Below are 22,652 nucleotides of genomic sequence, written 5' to 3' on the forward strand. Positions count from 1 at the left end.
CCATGTCTACTACATCTTCTGCGCTGACTGTTCTGCAGTCAGTATTTGGTTATGAGCATTTTCGTGGTGCCCAGACCGAAATCATCGACGAAGTACTGGCCGGTCGTAACGCCCTGGTGCTGATGCCAACGGGCGGTGGCAAGTCGCTGTGCTACCAGATTCCCGCCATCATCCGCCCCGGTGTGGGCGTGATCATTTCTCCCCTTATCGCCTTGATGCAGGACCAGGTGGATGCTTTGCAGCAGCTGGGTGTGCGTGCAGGGTTTATCAATTCCTCGCTTTCTTCCGAGGACTACGGCCAGGTCATGCGAGCTTTGCGACAGGGTGAGCTCGATCTGTTGTACCTGGCGCCGGAGCGCTTGAATCAGCCTGGTACCCTGGACATGCTGGAAGGTTTGTCCATTGCGCTGTTTGCGATTGATGAAGCGCATTGTGTGTCCCAGTGGGGGCATGACTTCAGGGCCGACTATCTGCAATTGTCGGTGCTGCAGCAGCGGTTTCCGCAGACGCCCCGTATCGCGCTGACGGCCACTGCCGATGCGGCCACCCGCACCGAGATTATTGAGCGCCTGGGGTTGCACGATGCCCGGCAATTTGTCACCGGTTTTGACCGGCCCAATATCCAGTATCGCATCACTCAAAAGCGCAATCCTCGGCAGCAGTTGCTGAAGTTTTTGCGTCAGGAGCACAGCGGCGATGCCGGTATCATCTACTGTCTGTCACGGCGCAAGACCGAAGAGACTGCGCTGTGGCTGCAGCAGCAGGGTTTTACTGCCCTGCCGTACCATGCCGGTCTGAGCGCAGCCCAGCGCCTTGAGCACCAGCAACGTTTTCTGCGGGAAGATGGTGTCATTGTGGTGGCCACCATCGCGTTTGGTATGGGCATCGACAAGCCTGATGTCCGGTTTATTGTGCATCTGGACCTGCCCAAAAGCATTGAGTCCTACTATCAGGAAACCGGCCGCGCCGGACGCGATGGGGAACCTGCGACCGCCTGGATGGTCTATGGTTTACAGGATGTGATCAAGTTGCGCCAGATGATGGATGGCTCGCAGGGTAATGAACAATTCAAGCGTCTTGAACGTGTGCGCCTGGATGCGATGCTGGGGCTATGTGAAATCACCAGTTGCCGTCGTCAGGCCCTGCGTGAGTATTTTGGCGAGCAGGCGCCTGACAGTTGCGGCAACTGTGACGCCTGTCTGAATCCGTCACCGACCTGGGATGGCACCGAAGCAGCACAAAAGGCCCTGTCCTGCGTTTACCGGACCGGTCAGCGCTTTGGTGTGGCTTACCTGATAGAGGTTCTCAGCGGCATCGAAAGTGAGCGGGTTTTGCACAACGGACATCATCGTGTCACGACCTTTGGCATAGGCTCTGATATAGACAAGGCGCAGTGGCAATCGGTGTATCGGCAACTGGTGGCGCGTGGTTATCTTGGCGTAGACCATGCCAGTTACGGGGGGCTTTATCTTTCAGAGCGCGCCCGGCCCGTACTGCGCGGAGAGGAGTCAGTGCTGCTGCGTATCGATGTGCAGGAGGTTAGCGCCCGGGCCAAGCGCGGCAAACCCCACGAGCATGATATGCAGCCGCAGGACAAGCGTTTGTGGGAGGCTCTGCGGCAATGCCGCAAACGCCTTGCTGAGGAGTTTGATGTGCCGCCGTATGTCATTTTTCACGACGCGACCTTGCTGGATATGGTGCAGCTACGCCCGCTCACGGGGCAGCAGTTGCTGGCGGTGAACGGGGTCGGCCAGGGCAAGCTGGATAAATATGGTGATGCGTTTTTACGCATAATCAATGAGCACGAGCTGGATCTGGTGTAAACTGCGCGCCTTTTTTGCAATGACCCGATTCATTGCGTAAACAGGCGGCGCCGGATTTACGATCCGGAGACAGCTCAGGAGAAGGAATAGTATGCCAGACATTCAATCAGAGTCAGTGGTTGTGGCAGCGATGTACCGCTTTGTGCGGGTGCCGGATTTTGCCGACCTGCGGGGCCCTCTGCACCGCGTCATGCTGGATAGTCATGTGAAAGGTACCTTGCTGCTGGCGCGCGAGGGCATCAATGGCACCATCGCCGGGTCGCGTGCCGGCATTGACGCCGTGATGGCATGGCTGTGCACGGACGAACGCTTCGGCCCCATCGAGGTGAAAGAATCTTATACCGACGAAAACCCGTTTTATCGCACCAAGGTCAAGCTCAAGAACGAGATTGTCACCATGGGTGTAGATGACATCGATCCCTGCCATATCGTGGGCACTTACGTGCCGGCCAAAGACTGGAACGCACTGATCGCCGATCCTGAGGTGCTGGTCATTGATACCCGCAATCATTATGAGTACCAGATCGGGACTTTCGAGAATGCCGTCAACCCCGAAACCGACGCCTTCCGCGAGTTCCCGGAATTTGTGGAGCGTACACTTGATCCGGCCAGGCACAAAAAAGTTGCCATGTTCTGTACCGGAGGCATTCGCTGCGAAAAATCCACGGCGTATCTGAAACAACAGGGTTTTGACGAGGTCTATCACCTGCAGGGCGGCATTCTGAAATACCTGGAAGAAGTGCCCGAGCAAGAGTCTTTGTGGCATGGTGAATGTTTTGTGTTCGACAATCGCGTGACCGTTAATCATCAGCTGGAGCGTGGTTCCTATGATCAATGTCACGCCTGCCGCATGCCTATCACCGACGAGGAAAAGCGTTCAGAGTTGTTCCGCCCCGGTGTCAGCTGTCCGCATTGCCATGACCGGCACAGTCAGGAGCAGCTGCAGCGTTATGCCGAGCGTGAGCGGCAGATGCAGCTGGCGCGCGAGCGCGGTGAAAGCCATATCGGGGAACCGATGTCGGTCATTATCCGCAAGCGCAGACAGGAGAAGATTGCTGCCAAGGAAGAACAGCGCAAAGTCGGTTAGCGAGCAGCTGCCCGCGCTTACTTACCCGTGTAGTCGAATCTGGGCACGCTGTGGCCATCAACGCTGACGTGCTCGGTGAACATGCCCAGAGGTCGTACCCACAGGCCACGCTCTCCGTACTGGGGGCGGTAGACAACCAGTGATTCCCCGGTTTCACTGTGCCGGGCGACGCCGATGACGTCGTATAGCGGGCCTTTGTAGTGGCGATACACACCCGGCTTGAGCTCAGTCATATTAATCATTCCGTTTTGCATACATTGAAAGGGGCATAGTGTAATGGCGCGTAGTCTATTACACTCGCTGCTGGAATCAAACGAGCGCTAATAAAGGGAGATATACCAATGCGTGCACACAGACTGATCTCATATGCCTCGCTCTGCCTGATGGCTGTTGCCTGTGCCAGTAATACCGGGCCTTCCAAACAGGTCTTGATTCAGGGTGCCTGGCAAGCGGAGTTTGAGGGGCAGGCGATGACGTTGAATTACGGCGTTGAGCAGGTCACAGTGCGCGAATTTGGTATCAGTTTCCCCTATGAATGGGTAGATGACGACCATATTCGCCTGAATGCCATGGGGCAGGAAGTGGTGAGCCGGGTGGAGTTCGAAGGTCAGGATATCATGCGGCAGACGACGGAAGGCGATACTCAGGAGATGCGGCGGGTGCCTTGACAGTCACAGCCTGGTAATCGCCCAACAAAAAAGTCGCCAATTGGCGACTTTTTTGTTGGGCGATTACCAGGACTCAGTTCGCAACATCTTCCACCAGGGGGTCGATTTCACAGACCTTAACCTGTGCCACCAGGGTGAAGTCGCTACCTTCAGGATAGCCCTCGTTGTTAAAGGGAACCACGTTTGCGCCTGAGGAGTAAACGCCTTCAGCCGTTTTGGGTGCTTCGTAGGAAATCAGGGACGCCCCGGCTCCCTGAACAGAGAGTTCTGCATCGGTAATCCGGTAGTCCTGCCCCAGATCCGTTATAACAGCAGCACCGCCCAGTGAGGAGCCGTTGCGCCCGTCATAGGTGGCTGTCATCTCGACCTCAAGCAGGCTTGCCGGGATCAGAATGTCAGAACCAACAGGTAAAGCACTCAGCGTCGGAGTAGTGGTAGCTGACTCATTAGCCGGGAACAGCGCGCTGGCTTCCCAAAGTTGACAAACCTGGAGCTCTGGCGGTGGTTCGGCCGTTTCGCAGTCCGGTGCAATACCGAAATAGGTTGCCCAGTTACCTTTCTTGGTAAAGCGCGTCTCACCGGCCCAGGCCGACTCGTGGTTACCGTTCTTGGATACTTCGCCATGGGCGCCCACCAGCAGAACTGATTCGTCTGTGCACAGCAGGTCAGCATTGACGTTGAGCGAGGATACCGGGATTTCAAAGGTATACTCTTCTACACCTTCAACATCGGCATTGTAGGGGAATTGTCCCGGAATCGGATTGCCGCTCCGGGTGCGCGGTGCGCTGGCCAGCGTATCGCCTATCCACAGGTGCGGATTGGACAGGTCCCAGCCATTTTCCATGATGTAGTTGACTTTCACCGTGTCACCAATGATGGTCAGGCAGACGCTGCCCACTGCGGTGTGTTGACCGGCGCGGAAAATGGCGCAGTTACCCTCAATGATGGTCACTACCGGATCGTCATGGTGGCCATGGCCGCTGCCTGACTTGTCAGATTTATCGGATTTGTCAGATCTGCCTGACCTGTCAGATTTGCTCCACTTTCCTTTGGACTTATCAGATTTGTCTGACTTGCTCCATTTGCTCGACTTATCGGAGTGGCCTGATTTGTCGGATTTATCAGATTTGCCGTGTTGCGAGCTGGACCATGAGCTGGCGCCCCAGCTGCCCCAGCTACTCCAGCCGCCCCAGCCAGCATAGACGGCTGATGTACTGAATAGCACCAGGCTGATTACAGCAAACAGTATGGCAAGTTTGGCAGTCAGTGAATTACGCATGTTGGTGTCCTTCTTTTTTGCTGTCTTGTCCGGATCATGAACCCGGGTCCGGCCCGGAAATGAATACCGCCGCACGATACTGACAGTCACGGCAATTTATAGAACTGTATTCTACGCCACTCAGCGATTTTATCCAGCACTGATGCTCTCTGAATAGGGTAAAAAGCGGGCAGAAAACATCCGGAAATGAGCGTTTTTGGCCTGTTTCGCGTGCATTGACCGGGCAACTATGAACCTGTTCAATTTGCCGTCTGGCATCTATCGACTCGCAGCGTCAGGCTGGGGTATGCTTGCGGCTTGGTGATTTTGACCTACAGGACATCTGCTGGTACATGAAGCAAAAGGACCCCACAGACTTTACTCCTCAGGCCACCGGCGTCACTCAGGCCACCGGCGATAAACTGACCCGGGCAGCAGGAAAGCAACTGGCAGTTTATGCCCTGGCGGCGGTTGCCGTGCTGGTAGCGGCCATGTTCCTGCTCAATGCACTGGCCGGGCTGACCAGCAGTGCCGCCGGTATGTCCCGCATGGCAGTTGATGTGGAGAACAACACCATCACCACCTATCTGCGTGAAGAGCCGCCGCAAATGAGCAGTCTGCGCTCCAGCGATGCGGTCAGCAGCATGGTGATGCATCACGTGATGGAAGGTCTGCTGCGCTTCGATGCCAGCGGTGAACTGGTAGGCGGTGTTGCCGAGCGCTGGGAGCAGGAAGGTACGCGGGTCACGTTCTGGTTGAGGGAAGATGCCCGCTGGAGCAATGGCGAGCCGGTCACCGCCCACGATTTTGAGTTCGCCTGGAAGACAGTGCTCGACCCAGCAACCGCTTCCCAGTATGCCTTCATCATGTACCCCATTCTGAACGCGGAAAAAGCCAATAATGGTGAAATGTCAATTGATGAGATCGGCGTCGAAGCCATCGATGACTTCACCCTGGAAGTCACGCTGGAAACGCCGATTGCCTACTTTGATCGCATGGTCGGCTATGTCACCTATCTGCCGGTCAATGAAGCTTTCTACCACCAGACCAATGGTCGCTACGGCGCCGATGCCGATGAAATGCTCTACAACGGCCCGTTCATCATGACCAGCTGGGTGCACGGCGCCAGTCTGCAGCTACGCAAAAACCCGATGTACTGGGGCGCTGACCGGATCAGGCTGGACGGCATCAACTACGCTCATATGACCTCGGACTCCAACACCCTGCTCAATCTGTTCAAGGACGGCCAGATCGTGATTGCCGATCTTACCTCAGAGATGCTGGATGAGGCCATGTTGCAACGCTGGTCGCTCGGTCAGTTCATGCAGGGGAATGTGTTTTATACCGAATTCAATCACCGGCCAGAGCGGCTGACATCGAACCGGAACCTGCGCAAGGCACTAAGCCTGGTGCATGACTCCAGCGAACTGGTCAACCGGGTCATCAAGCTGCCTGGCTATCTGCCCGGTGAAAGTCTGTTCCCCAACTGGATCCAGGGCATGGACGGGCCGTTCCGTGAGGAATACCCGGTGCCGAATTCGCCACCAAACGTGGCGCTGGCGCAACAGCATCTGGCGCTGGCACTGGAAGAGCTGGGTCTGGAGGAGCTGCCGCCGCTGGTGTTCTTGTCCAGCGAGACGCCGGTCGCCCGAATTCAGGCGGAATACTATCAGGAAGTGTTCAGGCGCGATCTGGGCATAGAATTGCTGATTGATGCGCAGATTTTCCGGCAACGTCTGCAAAAAATGACAGACGGCGATTTTGATCTGGTCGGTTCCGGCTGGGGACCGGATTACAACGATCCGCTGACCTTTGCTGATCTGTTTGCGTCCTGGAACCTGAACAACCGGGGTCGCTACAGCAATCCGGCGCTGGACGCCCAGGTGCGCATTGCGCAAAGTTCACTGGACCGGCAGGAACGCCTGGATGCGTTCGGCGAAATACAGCGCATCTTGCTGGAGGATGTGGTGATAATGCCCGACTACGAACGGGGCTACGTTTATGTAACCGACGCCCGGGTGCGCGGTATCGTACGGCATGTGTTTGGCGCGGAAACTGATTTCACCCATGCCTGGATCGAACCCGGAGAATAATCTGCTATGTGGTGGTATACCTTTAAACGTCTGCTGCAGGGACTGGTCACGGTCTGGTTTATCGCCACCATAACCTTTATTGGCATGCACAATGTTCCTGGTGATCCGCTCTCCGGTGAGCGTGCGACCAATGCGACGATCCGCGCCAACCTGGAGGCGCGTTATGGTCTGGACCAGCCGGTGACGGTGCAGTACTTCATCTACATGCGCAACATGCTGCAGGGCGATTTTGGCATTTCCTACACCCAGCAGAATCGCGAGGTCAACGACATCATTCGCGAGCACTTTCCGGTGTCGGCCACCCTGGGGATACTGGCTGTGCTGTTCGCCGCGCTGGGCGGCATCCTGTTCGGGGCGTTGACGGCGCTGTTTCGCAATCGCCTGCCGGACTACATCATCATGTTCCTGGTTATTCTGGGCATCTCCATCCCGAGTTTCGTCTTTGCCGCGCTGGGTCAACTGGGTCTGGTGAATATCAACACACTGACCGGGGTATCCGTGCTGCCCGTGGCCGGCTGGGGCACGGTGTCACACATGATATTGCCGGCCCTGGTGCTGGGCCTGGGCACCATGGCTTATATGACGCGTCTGATGCGATCGTCGATGCTGGAGGTCATGAGTTCCGACTACATCCGCACCGCCAAGGCCAAAGGCCTGACCCCCACCCGGATATTTACCCGGCACCAGCTGCGCAATGCGGTGCTGCCGGTCATTACGGTGTTGGGGCCCGCCATTGCCGCCATTACCACCGGTGGTTTTGTTGTGGAGCTGGTTTTTGCCATCCCCGGTCTGGGCCGGTATTTTGTGCAGGCGGTGCAGCAGCTCGACTATACCGTGATCATGGGCACGACCGTGTTCTACGGCGCCTTTCTGGTCTTCATGGTGATACTGGTTGACCTGGTGTACAGCTGGATTGATCCACGAGTCAGGTTGCAGTGATGCGCGCACAGGAGCAGATGCAGCATGGAACATAATCCGGTCATTCGCCGACTGCGGCCCGAAGACTTTGAGTCCCTGGCAGAACAATCATCAGCGCCCGCACTGGTGCGACCTTCGCGTTCGTACTGGCAGGACGCCTGGGGCCGGCTCAAGGCAAACAAACGTGCCATTGTCTCGCTCTGCATCATTGTGGGCCTGATGGTGTTTACCTTTATCGGCCCGCTGGTGTGGCAGGTGAACCCGGCGCTGCAGGACATCGACCAGATCAGTATTGCACCCGGCGCGGATCGGCGGGCTGTCATCGTCGAGCCTTTTGTGGCGTGGGACGGCTTTAGCGAAACAACAACCAGCGAAACCGCCGCCAATGCAGACCTGTGGCTGGCGTCCGACCCGGATACGCAGAGCGTCAGACTGAAATGGCAGGTCATCCCCGGGGCTCAGGGGTATCGTGTCTTTCGCAACATCTACCCGCCGGAAAGTTACCTGAGTCTCGGCCTGCCGCTGGCGACCCTCAGCAATCCTGACCTGAACTACTACGAAGACCGGCTCGATCTGTCCCCCGAAACGTACTATTACTCTATTGCGGAAATCGATGAGCTGGGGCAATTGACCGGCAACTACGAAACGGTCACCGCCGAGGTGCGGCGCGTGATCACGGTGGCCGAGGCTGCGGCGCGCAACCTGGTGGATGACCCGGATTCGCTGCGCGTCGGCGACCAGGTATTGCTGTCCTGGCATCCTTTGGGTACAGACTACCTGGGCCGTGACATGCTGGCGCGGCTGATGGCCGGGGCGCGGGTATCACTGTTTATCGGTTTGCTGGCCCCGCTGTTTTTTGTTGCCTTCGGCGTGATCTATGGGGCAACTTCCGGTTTTGTCGGGGGTCGTGTGGATGCGCTGATGATGCGCTTTGCCGATTTTGTAGTGGCGTTGCCATTCCTGCTGTTCATGATTCTGTTTCAGGTGGTGTTTGGCATCGGTCCGGGCGAAAGTGGCATTGTGCCCATGCTGGTCGCGCTGATCATTCTGTCATGGCCGGCCACCGCGCGCCTGGTCCGGGGGCAGATTCTGCAGATTCGCGAAGAAGCCTACGTCAGCGCCGCCCGTTTGTTAGGCGCCTCACAAAACTATCTTATCCTGCGCCACATGATTCCCAACACATTGGGCGTGATTCTGGTGACGCTGACCTTTGCCGTGCCTGCAGCGATTTTTACCGAAGCCTTTCTGTCCTTTATCGGCATGGGTGTGGCACCGCCAACGGCGAGTTGGGGCAGTATGTGCAACGAAGGTCTGAAGACCATGTTGACGCATCCGCATGAACTTATTTTTCCGGCGGCAATGATCAGCATCACGGTACTGGCATTCAATCTGCTCGGTGATGGTCTGCGTGATGCGCTGGATGCGAAGATGAGGAACACGGAATGAGCGCCCGCGAGAGCAATGACAAACTGTTGAGCGTTGACAACCTGCAGGTGGAGTTCGCCACCTACGGCGGTATTGTGCAGGCGGTGCGAGGCGTCAGTTTCAGTGTCGATGCCGGTCAGACGCTGGCGATTGTAGGTGAATCAGGCTGCGGTAAATCGGTGTCCATGCAGGCAGTGATGGGGCTGATCCCGATGCCACCGGGTCGCATCCGCACGGGTTCGGCCAAACTGCGGGGGAAGGAGTTTCTGGGCAAGTCACAGCTGGATGGCAAAGCCATCTGCGGTGATGAAATTGGCATGATTTTTCAGGACCCGATGTCGTCACTGAATCCGACCATGCGCATTGGCGACCAGATTGCGGAGACGCTGGAAGTGCATCGTGGTTATTCACGTTCCCAGGCCTTTGCCCGCGCCATCGAATTGCTGGAACTGGTGAAGATCCCGGAAGCATCCAAGCGCGCCAGGCAATACCCCTTCGAGTTTTCCGGAGGCATGCTGCAGCGCGCCATGATTGCCATGGCCATTGCCTGCAAACCGGCCGTGCTGATCGCTGATGAACCCACCACCGCGCTGGACGTCACCATTCAGGCACAGATTCTGGATCTGCTGAAGGAACTTCAAAAAGAAACCGGCATGGCCATCATTCTGATCACTCACGATCTGGCGGTGGTGGCACGCATGGCAGACAAGGTGGCGGTGATGTACGCCGGGCAGATTGTCGAATCCGCCAGCGTCGATGACCTGTTTTACAAGTCATCGCACCCATATACGCTGGGCCTTAAACTGGCCATGCCCAGTAACCGGTCCGATGCCGCGCATCAACTGCAGCCCATCCCGGGCAGCCCGCCTGACCTGTTTTCGCCTCCGATCGGTTGTGCCTATTGTGCCCGTTGTCCGTGGGCGATGCAGGTGTGTCAGGGTGACAATCCGCCCCCGTTTGTTATCGGGCCGGGCCACTATGCCCGCTGCTGGTTGCAGCATCCGCAACAAGAGCGTGACATCGAGGGTCTTTACCGAGCAGCGCCCGCGACGTCTGCAGGAGCGCCGGTATGACAGAACTCGTCAGACTCGACAGACTCACCAAGTTCTTTGACATGGGTCGGGGCCAGCGTGTGCATGCTGTGGATGGCATCAGTTTCAGTATTCAGGAAGGTGAAACCCTGGGTCTGGTCGGCGAAAGCGGCTCGGGCAAGTCCACGCTGGGCAAAACCCTGCTGGGTCTGCATGACAAAACGTCCGGCACCCTGACTTACCGGGGGGAGGTGTTGCCCGCCAGATACCGGTCAGCAGATTTCCAGCGTCTGGCGCACAAGATGCAGATGATTTTCCAGGATCCGTATTCGTCACTGAACCCGCGCATGACAGTCGGCGAAATTATTGCCGAAGGTTTACGTGGCCGCCCGATGGGCGCAACGCAGAAACAGGCACTGGTCAGCGAGTGGCTGGAGCGGGTGGGCCTCAACGCGGCGCACGCGTCCCGCTACCCGCATGAATTCTCCGGCGGTCAGCGCCAGCGTATTGGCATTGCCCGCGCCCTGATCATGGAGCCCGAGTTTGTGGTCTGTGATGAGCCTATTTCTGCACTGGACGTATCGGTGCAGGCCCAGGTGGTCAATCTGTTGAATGACCTGAAAAAATCCATGGGCCTGACCATGTTGTTTATTGCCCATGACCTGTCCATGGTGCGCTACATCAGCGACCGTATGGCAGTGATGTATCTGGGTTCATTGGTTGAGCTGGGCAAGGCCAGTGAAGTCTATTTTGATCCCCGGCACCCCTATACCGAGGTGTTGATTGCCTCCAATCCGGAGCCTGACCCGGCCACCGAGCGGCATCGCGCATCTACCGCGATTCAGGGTGAAATCCCCAGTCCGGTCAATGTGCCTGCCGGCTGTCGTTTTGCCGGACGCTGTCCGAAAGTGATGCCGGTCTGTCACCAGCAGACGCCACAGTTGATTCCGCTGGCGGATGCGGACCGGTTGGTCGCCTGTCATCTATATAACCAGTAGGCTTGTTATCATCATATTTGACTGTCTGAAGGATATAAGTAAAAAGACCGATGGCAGGTAGGCTGCGATGGGTTGTTTTCGTCCCCTTATCTGTTTTAAGATGGGGCTCCCCAACGAGGAAGAATAATTATGAAGTCCCTGCAATACTTTTCCAGGTCATTGGCTTCGATGCCTATGGCTGCAGCGGCGGTAATGTTTGCCGTGCTGAGTGCTCCGTTAAGCGCACAATCCCTGCAAGAACAGTTTGAACAGGCCAATACCGAACTCGAAGCCCTGACGCTGACCAACGCGCAGCTGCGAAACCGGATTGCTCTGCAAGAGCAGTTGATCGAAGAAATGGCGGAATCCATAGAATATGCCGCCATGATCTCCAACGAAGAAACGTCGCCGTTGAATGATCTTATTGAACGCATGATGTCCAGCATGGAAGCGTTTGTTGAGTCCGATCTGCCCTTCGATCTGGAAGAGCGTCGTGAGGAAGTCGCCCGCATTCGGGGTCTGGTAGACAATCCGGAAGCACCGCTGGCGCAAAAGCTCAATTTGCTGATTGCTTTGTATCAGGCTGAAGGCGGCTATGGCCGAACGCTGGATACCTACGAAACCACACTGGAAGTTGATGGTGTTGAGCAGGAAGTGACCATGACTCGAATTGGTCGTCTGATGCTTGCTTACCAGACCGAAGATCGCACCACAACCGCTGTCTGGGACAAGACGTCAGCGTCCTGGGTCGAGCTGCCAGCTGGAGATTACCGGTCGGCGATCACCACAGCAACAAACGTGGCCAGCAGTCTGACCGCACCGGAACTGCTCGATATCCCGGTGCCGGCACCGGTTGCCGCGCAGTAAACAAGCTTTTCTGATCTGCAGGATTGTTAGCATCAACGCCCGCCGCTGTATATCAGCAGCGGGCGTTCTGGTTTATGGCGCCAGCGATTTCATAACCAGCGCCGCAGCACTAACCTCAGCGCCGCAGCATTAGCCAGCGCCGCAGCATTAACCCCAGCGCCGCAGCATGAGATAGTCCCGACGGATGCGACGCAGCGCCATCCAGGTGCCCGTGGCACACACCAGAGTGACCCCAAGCAACAGCACAATGACCACAATATCCCAGATCGGGCGCAGGCGCAGTACCGGGAAATCCAGGTCGTGCAGGCCGGTGCGAATCCAGCGCGACCAGCGCCCGGTGCTGCCAAGGCTGCGCAAGGCGCCTGTGTCCGGGTTGATATAAAGACGGGTCTGCTCGTTGTCATCCATGATGACGCGATATACTGGCAGCGCAACCTCGCGCTTGTGCCCGTAGTAATAATTGTCTTCCTGATGTATCAGGCCAGCTTCCAGGGCGGGGCTGTCGAGCTGTGTCACCCGCTCCTCAATGTCAGTGCTGGCGAGCGGGGCAGGCTGTGCGCCGCTGTTCAGGCGTGTGCTGCTGTTATTTGCGGTGTGTGCCAACAGGAACAGTTCATGATTGAATACCGCTGGTGTAATCTGTGTTACCTCGCCGCCTTCGAGCGCGTGATCGCCGTTGTCTATCGCACGCAGAAACTGTTTCAGCTCGGACCAGCGCGCGGTGCCGGTGATCTGCGCGCGATAATCAACACCGCCGCTGCCACTCAAGGCGCCCCACGGGTTCATGGTCATCAGGCCGCTGAACACCCAGGTCAGCACCAGTACACCAAAGATCAGACCGCTGATGTGATGCCAGTACCACCAGCCAACATAGGGTGACGCCAGTTTGTTACTCAGCCGGTCTCGCCGCAGGCGCTTGAGCCCGACAAACAAACCAGTAGCGGCGAGGAAGGTGCCCAGCACCGAGGTCCAGATCACGATTTGTGACCACAGCGGGCCGTTTTGTCGCAGCACTGTAGGGTACAGCCAATGGGGAATGGCGCCAAACCAGGACAGCACCCGTTCGCGTCGATTGGTGCGCTGAAACACCTCGCCGGAACTGCCGTTGATGTAGATCTCGGTCGCTGCCCGGTCGCCCAGCGTGACATGCCAGGCCGGGGCATTGCGGCGAGCACTTTGCATTGTCCACTGGTCGATATCAACAATGCCTGCTACTTCTGGCGTGCCCTCCAGGTCATTGCCCTGGGCAAATTCGCGAGCTACCTGCAGCACAGCAGCTTCGTCCAACGGTGACACAGACTCGCCGTTGCGCAGATTGACCGTGCTGATGCCATCCCGCCCACTCAGGCGCAGGACCGGATCGCCCAACAACATTTCCAGGCGGAAGTTGCCCACCGGGGTTTCGTCGTGTGGCGCAAAGTCGGCCAGGTCGCAGCACTGACTCAGGTCCAGGGTTTGCAGGCCTGCCAGGCGGTCATCATTGCTCAGTGCCGGAAAGCTTTGGTACATCATGACAAAACCTGACAGACACCACAGCGTCATCAGCAGACCGACGGCCACCGCCAGGTAACGATGTATTAACAGTATGATTCGCATTGCTAATTGTCTGCTGTCAGATCAGAACGAGTAACTGTAGTTCAGATGCACCGTTCGCGGCACGCCCAGACGCTGCCAGCCGAAACGCTCGGCAGACTCAGAGCCGGTCAGTGCCGCAGACCCGATGGACGTTGCATATTCCTCATCGAGCAGGTTTTCCAGCCGCAAGGTTACGCGGTGGCGTTCGGCATCATCCAGCCAGGCGTGAACGCCTGCGTCCAGAACATAGTAGTCGCCATAGTCCTGCACACCGAAACCGGTTACATCGCTGTTCTTGTCACCCACGTATTTCACCGCCAGATTGGCGCCGAAGGGCAGCATGGGCGAGCTGTAGGCCAGCGAACCTTTGTATTGACGCCGTGGCCGGTCCTGAATCTGTTCACCGGTGCCGCGGTTGATCTCTTTGCTGTAGGTGTAACTGACATCAAATGTCAGAGAATCGCTGAGCGGCCCACGCAGCAGGACTTCCGCGCCGCTGACTTTGACTTCGTCACTGATGTTGGTGAAGGTCTGAGCGAACCCGGCCGGGTATTGATCCAGTTCGTCAACCGGGATCGGCGCCCGCGTGATCAGATTGTCGACGCGGCGGTCCCAGCCGGTCACTTGCCAGCTCAGATCGCGCCGGGCCAGCGTTAACAGGCCGCCAACAGCCAGGTTGTATCCCACGCTTTCTTCGGGGGCCAGGCTGGCATTACCGTGAGTGCAGTTGTCCCCGCTGGGGCAATGGATGCGGTACAGGTTTTCTGCACTGGGCAACATGAACGAGGTGGCGACCATGCCCTGAACATACAGGCTTTCCGTGATGTCGTAGACACCCGAGGCGTTCCACACGGTGGAGTCATTGCCGCCGGTGTTGTTGTAACGCAGGCCAGCGGCAAATCGCGCGCGCTCGGAGAAGTCGTTGTTGCTGCGCACCTGTCCATAAACAGCGTGCACTTTTTCGCGCTGACGGGCAATCAACAGGTAGTCATCCTGCCCGGTATAGGTCTGGAAATCGTAACCCAGGTGGTAATCGACAATGCCGCCGGGTGACAGTTCGGTAGCCGCAGACACCCCCATGTCCTCGTAACCCCAGTAGTCTGAAGGGTTCGGTGGTGTGTAATAGTCCGTGTCCCAGTCGTGATAATACGCTTTGACAATAAATTTGGCGGTATCACTGGGGATGTAGTCAAGCTTGGCACTGACGATGTCTTCGTTGCGATCATTGATCGACATCCGGCTGACATTGGGGTATCCCAGTTCCGCGCGGGTGTGAATGCCGGTCATGCTCAGGCTGACGTCTGGCGTGAAATCGAAACCGTATTTCAGGCCGATACTGTCAACATCGTAACTGCGCTTGCGCTCTCTTGCGGTGGGTTGCGCGCTTGGTTGATAGTTGTTGTAAATCTCATAACCGTCACTTTTGTCCTTTGACGCCCACAGCACCATCTTGTGCTGCCTGTCCTGACCCAGGGCGCCGCGCACATAGCCGTTGATGCGTTGCAGGCCATCGCTGCCGGTGCCCACGGTGACGTTGCCATCCGTGGTTTCTGAGAAACCGCGGGTGACCACATTGATCACGCCGGCAATGGCCTGGGTGCCATACATCAGGCCGTGGCTGCCCTTTAATACCTCGGTGCGTTCAATCATGCTGGAGGGCAGGGTGTCGGCGGGGCTGGTGCTGTTGTAGAGCCGGTTGTTGATACGCACGCCGTCCAGGGTCCACAGAATGTCGCTGCTGCGCGAACCCTGCATTTGTACATTGACGTAACTGAAGGCGCCGGCCTGCGTGGTCAGGTGCAGGCCGGGCACCAGCATTTCCAGGGACTGGGCAACGTCGACAAATGCGTGATCGCGAATCTGCTCTTCGGTTACCACTTCAAGGTCAACACCAAAATTGGCCAATTCCATGGGCAGGGTGTTTTCAATGCTGCGCTCGGATATGAGGATTTCCTGAGGCGCGGGAGCATCAGTGCTTTGCTGGGCCTGAGTGCTGCCAGTCGCGAGCAGGAGCAGACTCAGGGCGCTCAGGCAGTGTGTAGATGCAGGCACGGATCTCTTGGTGACAGGCATGGGTGTGGCAGGCATAGGTCATCCTTTACGGCAATGATAAAAACCGTAAAGGTACAGCAGCAGAGCAGGAAACACGCGAAAGCACTAGTTAGATAACGGTTGGTGTAACGTTAACGTTTTGTTAACAAAACGCCGTTTCACGCGGTTTCCGCTGAATCAGGTCATCTGCCCGTCACAGCTTGCCCAGTTCCTCATTCAGGTCATAATTCTTGTCCGTCACGATGCGCTCCAGCACTGCCAGCCGCTGCTTCACGTTATCCAGCTCTCTCTGCACCTGGCCTTCGTTGACTTCGCCGACCTTGGCATTGAGCTTGGCCATGCTTTTGCGATAATCGAAGAACTGTGTGATCAGTACAATCAACACGATAAAAATGAACACTTCCATAATTCGGATCCCTGTATTGTTATTGATAGATGTCGATGACAGGCCGGATGACAGTGCTACTGTCCGACCGTATGCAACGCTCACAATAATATGAAATGCAATATCAAGGCCAGAAATAATAGTTAGTAAAATCATGCCGGTACAAGTACCATAAGGCTCGCTGCTGGCCTAGATAACAAAAAGTTGGTCAAATTGGCAGTGTTGGCGCGAAACCGGGGATCGTGCTGCTTACAGAAAAGGGAGTAAGTGATGACAAACCTGCTTAGAGCGGGACTTGCAGCGATTTTGTTGCTGGTACTGGTGCTGCTGGTCAATGCGGGTGTTTTCGGTGCCAACTGGCGCTGGGATGATACCCAGATACTGCTGCACTCCCATCAATACTCGTTCTGGCAGGATTTCACCCGGCCAGAGGTCTGGCAACAATTCTCCCCCGCCAATCTGACGCCCTGGCTGATTTTTTCCTTTGAAATCGATGTGATTCTGTTTGGCCTGACGCCCGCCGCATTTTACCTTCATCAGTTATTGGCGATCGCGGCGGCGGCATTCATGTTGCTGCTGTGCCTGCAACTGTGGTGCCGGCCGGTATTTGCCGCCGCCGGCGCAGTACTGTTTGTTATCGGCCTGCCGACCATGCTGGTGGCTGAGCAGTTGATGACTCGGCACTATATCGAGGGGCTGGTGTTTGCCCTGATCGCAGTCTATGCCTTTGTGTGTTATTTGCGTAACGGTACGATCTGGTTATGCCTGCTGGCGCTTCTGATGTATGGCCTGGCCATCACCGCCAAGGAGATTTACGTGCCCTTGCCAGCTTTGTTGCTGCTGTTGCCTGAGGCTGACTGGCGCTCAAGTATCAGGGCCACTATCCCGTTTTTTGCCATGACACTGCTGTATGCCTTGTGGCGCGGTTACATGCTGGGCTCATTCAGCGGTGGTTATGTCGACAGCAGCGAATACCTGTCGGTTGCGTTCATCACGGATGTCCTTGCCAGCTTATCGAGTTTCCCGGCGCTGCTGACGGGGGCAGTGTGGCCCGTGTTTGTGTTGCTTGTGGCTGGGCTGTGGGTCGTCTGCATGATCAGTCAGAAACGCATCCCCTGGCGTGCCTTGCTGATTGCGGCGCTGGTGCTGCTGCCGCTGGTGCCGCTGGTGCGTTCACCGGGCATTGTGCTTGCCGACCGTTATCTGCTGCTGCCCTGGGTGATGCTCAGCTTTTCTCTGGCCTGGTGCGCCGACCGTGTCGCTCACTCTTTGGGCGGGCAGTTGAACTGGCAGAATTTTAATGCGGCAACGCTGGGGCTGCGACCCTGGCACGGCAGAACCGCGCTGGCTGCAGCGCCCTGGTTGGTACTGCCGGTGATCGCCGTGCTGACCCTGACGCAGTCAGTGCCGGTGCGGCATACCGTGGCGAGGGTTGGCACAGAGTTTGATGTACAGGCGGATTTTTTATGGCGCAACGAAGATACCCGGGCGTTTGTGCCCTCGGGCAACGTATTGCCGGCCTACTGGTTTGTCACGGGACTGACAACCCTGAAACAGCGCATCAGCGGCCAGGCTTCACCACTACCAGTGGTTGATGATATCTATCTGGCGGAACAGGACGTGTCTCTGCTGTATACCTACGATGCGGCCTGTCAGTGCATGCGCGACATTTCTGCCGATGTACCGGCACGCCTGGCGGCACATGAGCAGCGCCTGCGTGCGCTGGCACCACTGGCACTGCAATACAGTTATCAGCAGGGCTATTTCAGCTGGCAGTTTGGGCCCTGGCAGGATGGCAGTTACCATGTAGTGTCCGATACACTTGGCGTACTGCCATTGCCGCCGGCCGGGCAGTTAAGGGTTACATTGGCGGACAATGCACCGTTCTACCTGCGTTACACCTCGCCGGAAGGCTGGATAACATACTCCGAACTTAATCGTGTGGTGCGCGATGGCCCCGCTGTTGAATGGTCAAGGAATCAGAACTGAATGAAATCTGTTGCCGTAGTCGTCCCCGCTCTCAACGAGGCGGACAATATAGTCGCCAACATGGCACGGGTACGGACCTGCCTTGATGCTGTGCCTGGTATCACATTTACTTTGATTGTCGTGGATGATGGTTCTACCGACAACACGGCAGCACTGGTGCGCGATGCCGGGGCAGGCGATGCTCTGCTGAAAGTGTTGCGCCTTAACCGTCATTTTGGCAAGGAGTCGGCCATCTTTGCCGGTCTGAGCGTGGCGCGGGAATTTGATGCCTGCGTGGTGATGGACAGCGATCTGCAACATCCGCCGGAGCTGATTTCGCAGATGGTGGCGCACTGGCAGGCAGGTGCACCGGTGGTGGAGGCAGTCAAAAATTCACGGGGCAACGAAACGCGGCTGCGCCGGGCGCTGGTGCAGGTTTACTACGGCCTGTTCAGCTATCTCACCAAACTCGATATCCGCGGTGACAGTGATTTCAAGTTGCTGGATAAATCCGTGGTCAGCGCTTACTGTCAGTTGCCTGAGCACGGGCGTTTTTTCCGTGGTCTGGTCAAGTGGATGGGTTATGACGCGGTGCAGATTCCTTTTGATGTGCCCGAATCTACCCGGGCACGCTCAGCCTGGGGTAACACAGCACTGTTTCGTTATGCCATCAATTCAATAACCTCATTTACCGCCTACCCGTTGCAGATTGTCACCCTGCTTGGCGGCCTGACGTTTCTGGTGAGTCTGGTGATTGGTGGCATGGCACTGTTCGACAAACTGTCCGGGAATGCCGTGGATGGTTTTACCACGGTCATTCTGTTGATTCTGATCATCGGCAGCGTCCTGATGTTCAGTGTCGGTCTGATCGGTATTTATGTTGGGCGTATTTTTGAAGAAGTGAAGCGACGGCCAGGCTACCTGGTGGATCAGGAAGGCAGCACGCTGGGCGAGGCCGCCGTAGTGAAAACAGCAGCCAGAAAGTCCGCCGCCAAAAAAACCGCAGCCATAAAACCCGCCCCTGGAAAACCCGCCCGTGGAAAGTCCAGCGCGGGAAACAGTACAAAAAGGCCTGGTAAACAGGAAGCAGGCAAATCATGAGTAAATACCTGGTGTTGTTAATGCACGCCGCGATTCTGGCGACCTTGCTGGCAACTTCCCACGCGGTGTTGAAGTGGGTGTCGGTTCAAGCGCATGACAACTATGTGCAGCTGCTATTGTCACAATGGAAGGGCGTGCTGTTGGCGCTGTCGTTGTACGGATTCATATTTTTTTATTACATTGTCGTGTTACGCAGCAGTCCGGTGTCTATACTTTATCCTGTATACACCGGGTTATCGGTGCTGCTGGTGTTGCTGGTTGGACGATTCGCATTCTCCGAACCGATCAGCTCGGCGCAGATGCTGGGTGCGGGATTTATTCTGGCTGGTATTGTCTTGATGGGCGGCAATAGCTGAGCGTCGCCTGCATGTTGGTCAGGTTGGTCAGGTTGGTCATGTAGGTCATGTTGGTCATGTTGAAAAGAGTACCGGCAGTAAAACAGGGGGAAGCAGGATTCTTATGAAGAAGACATTTGTACACAGGATAAGGTTGTGCCTGGCGTCTGTGGCGATGCTGTTGTCGCCGCTGGTCAGCGCGCAGGACGTGGATGCCATCGCCGAGCGCATCACCGAGTTTACACTTGAAAACGGGCTGCATTTTATCATCATTGAAAGGCCGGTAGCGCCGGTGGCCACATTCGTCACCTTCGTCAATGTCGGCGGCGTCGATGAGCCGGTAAACAACACGGGTGTGGCGCACATATTCGAGCACATGGCGTTCAAGGGCTCGCGCACTATCGGCACCCGCGACTGGGAAGCCGAGCAGGCCGCGCTGGATAATCTGGACGCCGCCTATCAGGCCTGGCTGGAGGAGTCATACAGCAGCTCGCCCGATCAGGCGCGTCTGGATGAACTGTGGCAGACATTCGAGCAATGGCAGGAAGAAGCCGGCACCTACATTAACAGTGAAGAGTTTTCGCAACTTATCGAACGTGAAGGTGGCGTTGGACTGAATGCATTTACCAGTGCCGATGCCACCGGTTATTTCTATTCACTGCCGCAGAACAAGGCGGAGCTCTGGTTCTACCTGGAAGCAGAACGTTTTCGTGAACCGGTGTTCCGCGAATTCTATGTAGAAAAAGATGTGATCATGGAAGAGCGTCGCATGCGTACTGATTCCAACCCTCAGGGACGTCTGCTGGAAGAGTTCCTGAGCGTGGCCTATTCCGCACATCCCTATGGCAACCCGGTCGTGGGTTGGGCATCGGATATCGCTGCCACCACCATGGCTGACACGCAGGCATTTTTTGAAACCTATTACGTGCCTTCGAACATGACGGTGGCGATTGCCGGCGACGTTGATCCGCAGCAAATGCGGGAACTGGCAGAAAAGTACCTGGGCCAGCTGCCCGCTGCGGAGCACCCGCCGGGAGTAAAAACTGTCGAGCCGCCTCAACGCGGGGAACGTCGTTTTGTTATTGAAGAACAGAGCCAGCCTTTATTTATTGCCGGTTACAAAACCGTGGCGGCCGATCATCCGGATGCAGCCGCGCTGGAAATGCTCAGCACGATTCTGTCTTCGGGCCGAACCTCGCGTCTCTATCGTCGCATGGTACAGGATGAGCAGCTGGCGCTTGGGGTGCAGGCGCTCACCGGATTTCCCGGCTCCCGCTACCCTTCGTTATTTGTCACCTTCGCTGTGCCGAATGCCGGTGTGGCGCTGGCTGACATTGAGCGGGTGCTGGAAGAAGAAATCGGGAAAGCCAGGTCGGGGGATATCCGTCAACAGGAGCTGGACCGTGCGGTGACCAATGCCCGGGCAACGGCCGTGCGGGGGCTGAATTCCAATATGGGGCTGGCGTTGAATCTGGCGCAGGCGCACGCGCAGCGGGGCAGTTGGCAAGAGGCCTTTGCCTATCTTGAAGATCTGGATGCAGTGACACTGGACGATCTGCAGCGGGTGGCCCGCGAATATCTGATTAAACGCAATCGTACCGTGGGCAGCATACAAAACGCCGCTGCGGTAAGTGCGGCTGACGGGGAGGGCCAGGGAGATGATTAACGGTATCGGTAAATGGGCAATTGCTGCGTGTGTCAGCCTCGTTGCGTCATTGGCTGTGGCCCAGGAGCGTCCCTGGGAGCAGTTTGACTATCCGGCTATCAATAACTTCGACATGCCCGCGCTGGAGATCTTTGAACTGGACAATGGCATGCGTTTCTATCTTGTCGAGGACAGGGAGCTGCCACTGATTGATGTCAATGTCATGGTGCGTACCGGCGGTGTTCTGGTGCCGGATGACAAGGTTGGCCTGCAAAGCCTGACCGGAACCGTGATGCGCAGTGGTGGCAGCCGCGAGTATCCCGGTGACGCGCTTAATGAATTGCTGGAAGACCGTGCGGCCGTTATGGAAACCAGCATCGGCTTCAGTTCCGGTTCTGCACGCTTCAATGTATTGTCGGACGATTTCAGTGACCTGCTGCCGGTGTTTGTTGATTTGCTGCGCAACCCGGTATTTCCCGACGCCAGGGTTGAGTTGGCCAAAACGCAGCAGCGCAGCAGCATTGCAAGGCGCAACGATGATCAGGGCGCTGTAGCCGGGCGCGAGTTTCAGCGCCTGATTTACGGCCAGGATTCTCCTTACAGCCGCCGCATCGAATACGCCACGCTTGACAATATCAGCCGTCAAGACATGCTTGCATTCCATCAGCAGGCATTTGTCGGGCGCAATATGATGGTTGGCGTCACCGGCGATTTTGACATGGATGAAATGAAAGCCTGGCTCAGTGAGGCTTTCTCCGGCATCCCGGCGGGAGAGGCGTTGACGCTGGAGTTCCCCGGTGTTGACTATGAGTTTACCCCGGGAATCTATTTTGTTGACAAGTCCGATGTTAATCAAAGTTATGTACTGTTGGGTCATATTGGTGGCATGCGTGATAACCCTGACTATGCTGCACTGCAGGTCATGAACCGGGTATTAAGCGGCGGTTTTTCCAGTCGCCTGATGCAGGTCGTGCGCAGCGAAATGGGGCTGGCCTATTCGGTATTCGGCTCTTATGGCAGTGGTATACATTTTCCGGGCACATTTACCGCCGGTGTCATGACCCAGAGTGAGTCAACGGCCGAAGCAATACAGGCGATTATTGGCCAGATTGAGCGTTTGCAGGACGAAGCGATAACCGACGAAGAGCTGGCCCAGACCAAGGATCAGTTTCTCAACACCCTGGTTTTCCAGTACACCAGTATTGCCTCGGTGCTGCGTGAACGCATGTCCAACGATTACGCCGGGCTGCCGCCGGATACGTTTGAGCGTCTGGTCGAAGAAGTATCCGCCGTGACTGTTGACGACGTGCAGCGCGTTGCCCGGGAATACCTGCGCCCCGATGCCCTGCGTATTCTGGTGGTCGGTAACGATGCCGAGTTGGGAGACCAGCTTGAGGTCTTCGGTGACGTGAACAGTATTGATATCTCGATTCCGGAGAACTGA

Annotated in this window: 19 protein-coding genes; 14 read left to right on the forward strand and 5 right to left on the reverse strand. The window is 56.7% G+C overall.

Annotation, left to right across the window (positions count from 1 at the left end; all coding sequences use genetic code 11):
- The first annotated feature begins 2 nt into the window (after nucleotides 1-2).
- The gene (gene recQ / locus WD071_RS15500) at nucleotides 3-1,823 is read left to right on the forward strand and encodes a DNA helicase RecQ (RefSeq protein WP_368049302.1); all 1,821 of its coding nucleotides are present in this window, start codon (nucleotides 3-5) and stop codon (nucleotides 1,821-1,823) included.
- Nucleotides 1,824-1,914: 91 nt separating this feature from the next.
- Nucleotides 1,915-2,910 (forward strand): rhodanese-related sulfurtransferase, encoded by a 996-nt coding sequence (locus WD071_RS15505; RefSeq protein ID WP_368049303.1) that lies wholly within the window; start codon nucleotides 1,915-1,917, stop codon nucleotides 2,908-2,910.
- A gap of 17 nt (nucleotides 2,911-2,927) precedes the next feature.
- Here the strand turns inward: WD071_RS15505 and WD071_RS15510 are convergent, their stop codons facing one another.
- Nucleotides 2,928-3,143: a DUF1653 domain-containing protein gene (locus WD071_RS15510; RefSeq protein ID WP_368049304.1), complete on the reverse strand. Its 216-nt coding sequence runs from the start codon at nucleotides 3,141-3,143 to the stop codon at nucleotides 2,928-2,930.
- A 108-nt stretch (nucleotides 3,144-3,251) separates the two neighbouring features.
- Between WD071_RS15510 and WD071_RS15515 the strand changes: the two genes are divergently transcribed.
- The gene (locus tag WD071_RS15515; protein WP_368049305.1) at nucleotides 3,252-3,578 is read left to right on the forward strand and encodes a hypothetical protein; all 327 of its coding nucleotides are present in this window, start codon (nucleotides 3,252-3,254) and stop codon (nucleotides 3,576-3,578) included.
- Between the two features lie 73 nt (nucleotides 3,579-3,651).
- Here the strand turns inward: WD071_RS15515 and WD071_RS15520 are convergent, their stop codons facing one another.
- Nucleotides 3,652-4,857, reverse strand: coding sequence for a hypothetical protein (locus WD071_RS15520; RefSeq protein ID WP_368049306.1), 1,206 nt, complete (start codon nucleotides 4,855-4,857; stop codon nucleotides 3,652-3,654).
- Between the two features lie 332 nt (nucleotides 4,858-5,189).
- Here WD071_RS15520 and WD071_RS15525 point away from each other — a divergent pair, with 332 nt between their 5' ends.
- The 6 genes from WD071_RS15525 (at nucleotide 5,190) to WD071_RS15550 (ending at nucleotide 12,147) form a co-directional block, all read left to right on the forward strand.
- Entirely contained in the window at nucleotides 5,190-6,929 is a 1,740-nt protein-coding gene (locus tag WD071_RS15525) for a peptide ABC transporter substrate-binding protein (protein ID WP_368049307.1), read from the forward strand.
- Nucleotides 6,930-6,935: 6 nt separating this feature from the next.
- Nucleotides 6,936-7,868 carry an ABC transporter permease gene (locus WD071_RS15530; protein WP_368049308.1) on the forward strand — a complete coding sequence of 311 codons (933 nt, stop codon included), beginning with the start codon at nucleotides 6,936-6,938 and terminating at the stop codon, nucleotides 7,866-7,868.
- 24 nt (nucleotides 7,869-7,892) lie between these two features.
- Nucleotides 7,893-9,293 carry an ABC transporter permease subunit gene (locus WD071_RS15535; RefSeq protein ID WP_368049309.1) on the forward strand — a complete coding sequence of 467 codons (1,401 nt, stop codon included), beginning with the start codon at nucleotides 7,893-7,895 and terminating at the stop codon, nucleotides 9,291-9,293.
- Nucleotides 9,290-10,345, forward strand: coding sequence for an ABC transporter ATP-binding protein (locus tag WD071_RS15540; protein ID WP_368049310.1), 1,056 nt, complete (start codon nucleotides 9,290-9,292; stop codon nucleotides 10,343-10,345). Before WD071_RS15535 ends, WD071_RS15540 begins: the two co-directional genes overlap by 4 nt.
- On the forward strand, nucleotides 10,342-11,301 hold the full coding sequence (locus WD071_RS15545) for an ABC transporter ATP-binding protein (RefSeq protein WP_368049311.1): 960 nt from the start codon (nucleotides 10,342-10,344) through the stop codon (nucleotides 11,299-11,301). The genes WD071_RS15540 and WD071_RS15545 overlap by 4 nt, the downstream gene beginning before the upstream one ends.
- 129 nt (nucleotides 11,302-11,430) lie before the next feature.
- Nucleotides 11,431-12,147, forward strand: coding sequence for a DUF3450 domain-containing protein (locus WD071_RS15550; RefSeq protein ID WP_368049312.1), 717 nt, complete (start codon nucleotides 11,431-11,433; stop codon nucleotides 12,145-12,147).
- Between the two features lie 147 nt (nucleotides 12,148-12,294).
- Here the strand turns inward: WD071_RS15550 and WD071_RS15555 are convergent, their stop codons facing one another.
- From WD071_RS15555 to WD071_RS15565, 3 genes are all read right to left on the reverse strand, one after another.
- Complete coding sequence (locus WD071_RS15555) at nucleotides 12,295-13,743, reverse strand: PepSY domain-containing protein (RefSeq protein WP_368049313.1); 1,449 nt, start codon at nucleotides 13,741-13,743, stop codon at nucleotides 12,295-12,297.
- 21 nt (nucleotides 13,744-13,764) lie between these two features.
- The gene (locus WD071_RS15560) at nucleotides 13,765-15,810 is read right to left on the reverse strand and encodes a TonB-dependent receptor plug domain-containing protein (RefSeq protein ID WP_368049314.1); all 2,046 of its coding nucleotides are present in this window, start codon (nucleotides 15,808-15,810) and stop codon (nucleotides 13,765-13,767) included.
- Between the two features lie 157 nt (nucleotides 15,811-15,967).
- Nucleotides 15,968-16,180: a hypothetical protein gene (locus tag WD071_RS15565; RefSeq protein ID WP_368049315.1), complete on the reverse strand. Its 213-nt coding sequence runs from the start codon at nucleotides 16,178-16,180 to the stop codon at nucleotides 15,968-15,970.
- Between the two features lie 249 nt (nucleotides 16,181-16,429).
- Here WD071_RS15565 and WD071_RS15570 point away from each other — a divergent pair, with 249 nt between their 5' ends.
- The 5 genes from WD071_RS15570 to WD071_RS15590 all read left to right on the forward strand — a co-directional run bounded on the left by WD071_RS15570 (nucleotide 16,430) and on the right by WD071_RS15590 (nucleotide 22,652).
- The gene (locus WD071_RS15570; protein ID WP_368049316.1) at nucleotides 16,430-18,148 is read left to right on the forward strand and encodes a hypothetical protein; all 1,719 of its coding nucleotides are present in this window, start codon (nucleotides 16,430-16,432) and stop codon (nucleotides 18,146-18,148) included.
- Nucleotides 18,149-19,228 (forward strand): glycosyltransferase, encoded by a 1,080-nt coding sequence (locus WD071_RS15575; protein ID WP_368049317.1) that lies wholly within the window; start codon nucleotides 18,149-18,151, stop codon nucleotides 19,226-19,228.
- Nucleotides 19,225-19,584: a hypothetical protein gene (locus WD071_RS15580; protein WP_368049318.1), complete on the forward strand. Its 360-nt coding sequence runs from the start codon at nucleotides 19,225-19,227 to the stop codon at nucleotides 19,582-19,584. Before WD071_RS15575 ends, WD071_RS15580 begins: the two co-directional genes overlap by 4 nt.
- Nucleotides 19,585-19,687: 103 nt before the next feature.
- On the forward strand, nucleotides 19,688-21,229 hold the full coding sequence (locus tag WD071_RS15585; RefSeq protein ID WP_368049319.1) for a M16 family metallopeptidase: 1,542 nt from the start codon (nucleotides 19,688-19,690) through the stop codon (nucleotides 21,227-21,229).
- Nucleotides 21,222-22,652 carry a M16 family metallopeptidase gene (locus WD071_RS15590; RefSeq protein ID WP_368049320.1) on the forward strand — a complete coding sequence of 477 codons (1,431 nt, stop codon included), beginning with the start codon at nucleotides 21,222-21,224 and terminating at the stop codon, nucleotides 22,650-22,652. The genes WD071_RS15585 and WD071_RS15590 overlap by 8 nt, the downstream gene beginning before the upstream one ends.

Origin of the sequence: Pseudohongiella sp., assembly GCF_040877505.1 — a bacterium.
GTDB lineage: Bacteria > Pseudomonadota > Gammaproteobacteria > Pseudomonadales > Pseudohongiellaceae > Pseudohongiella.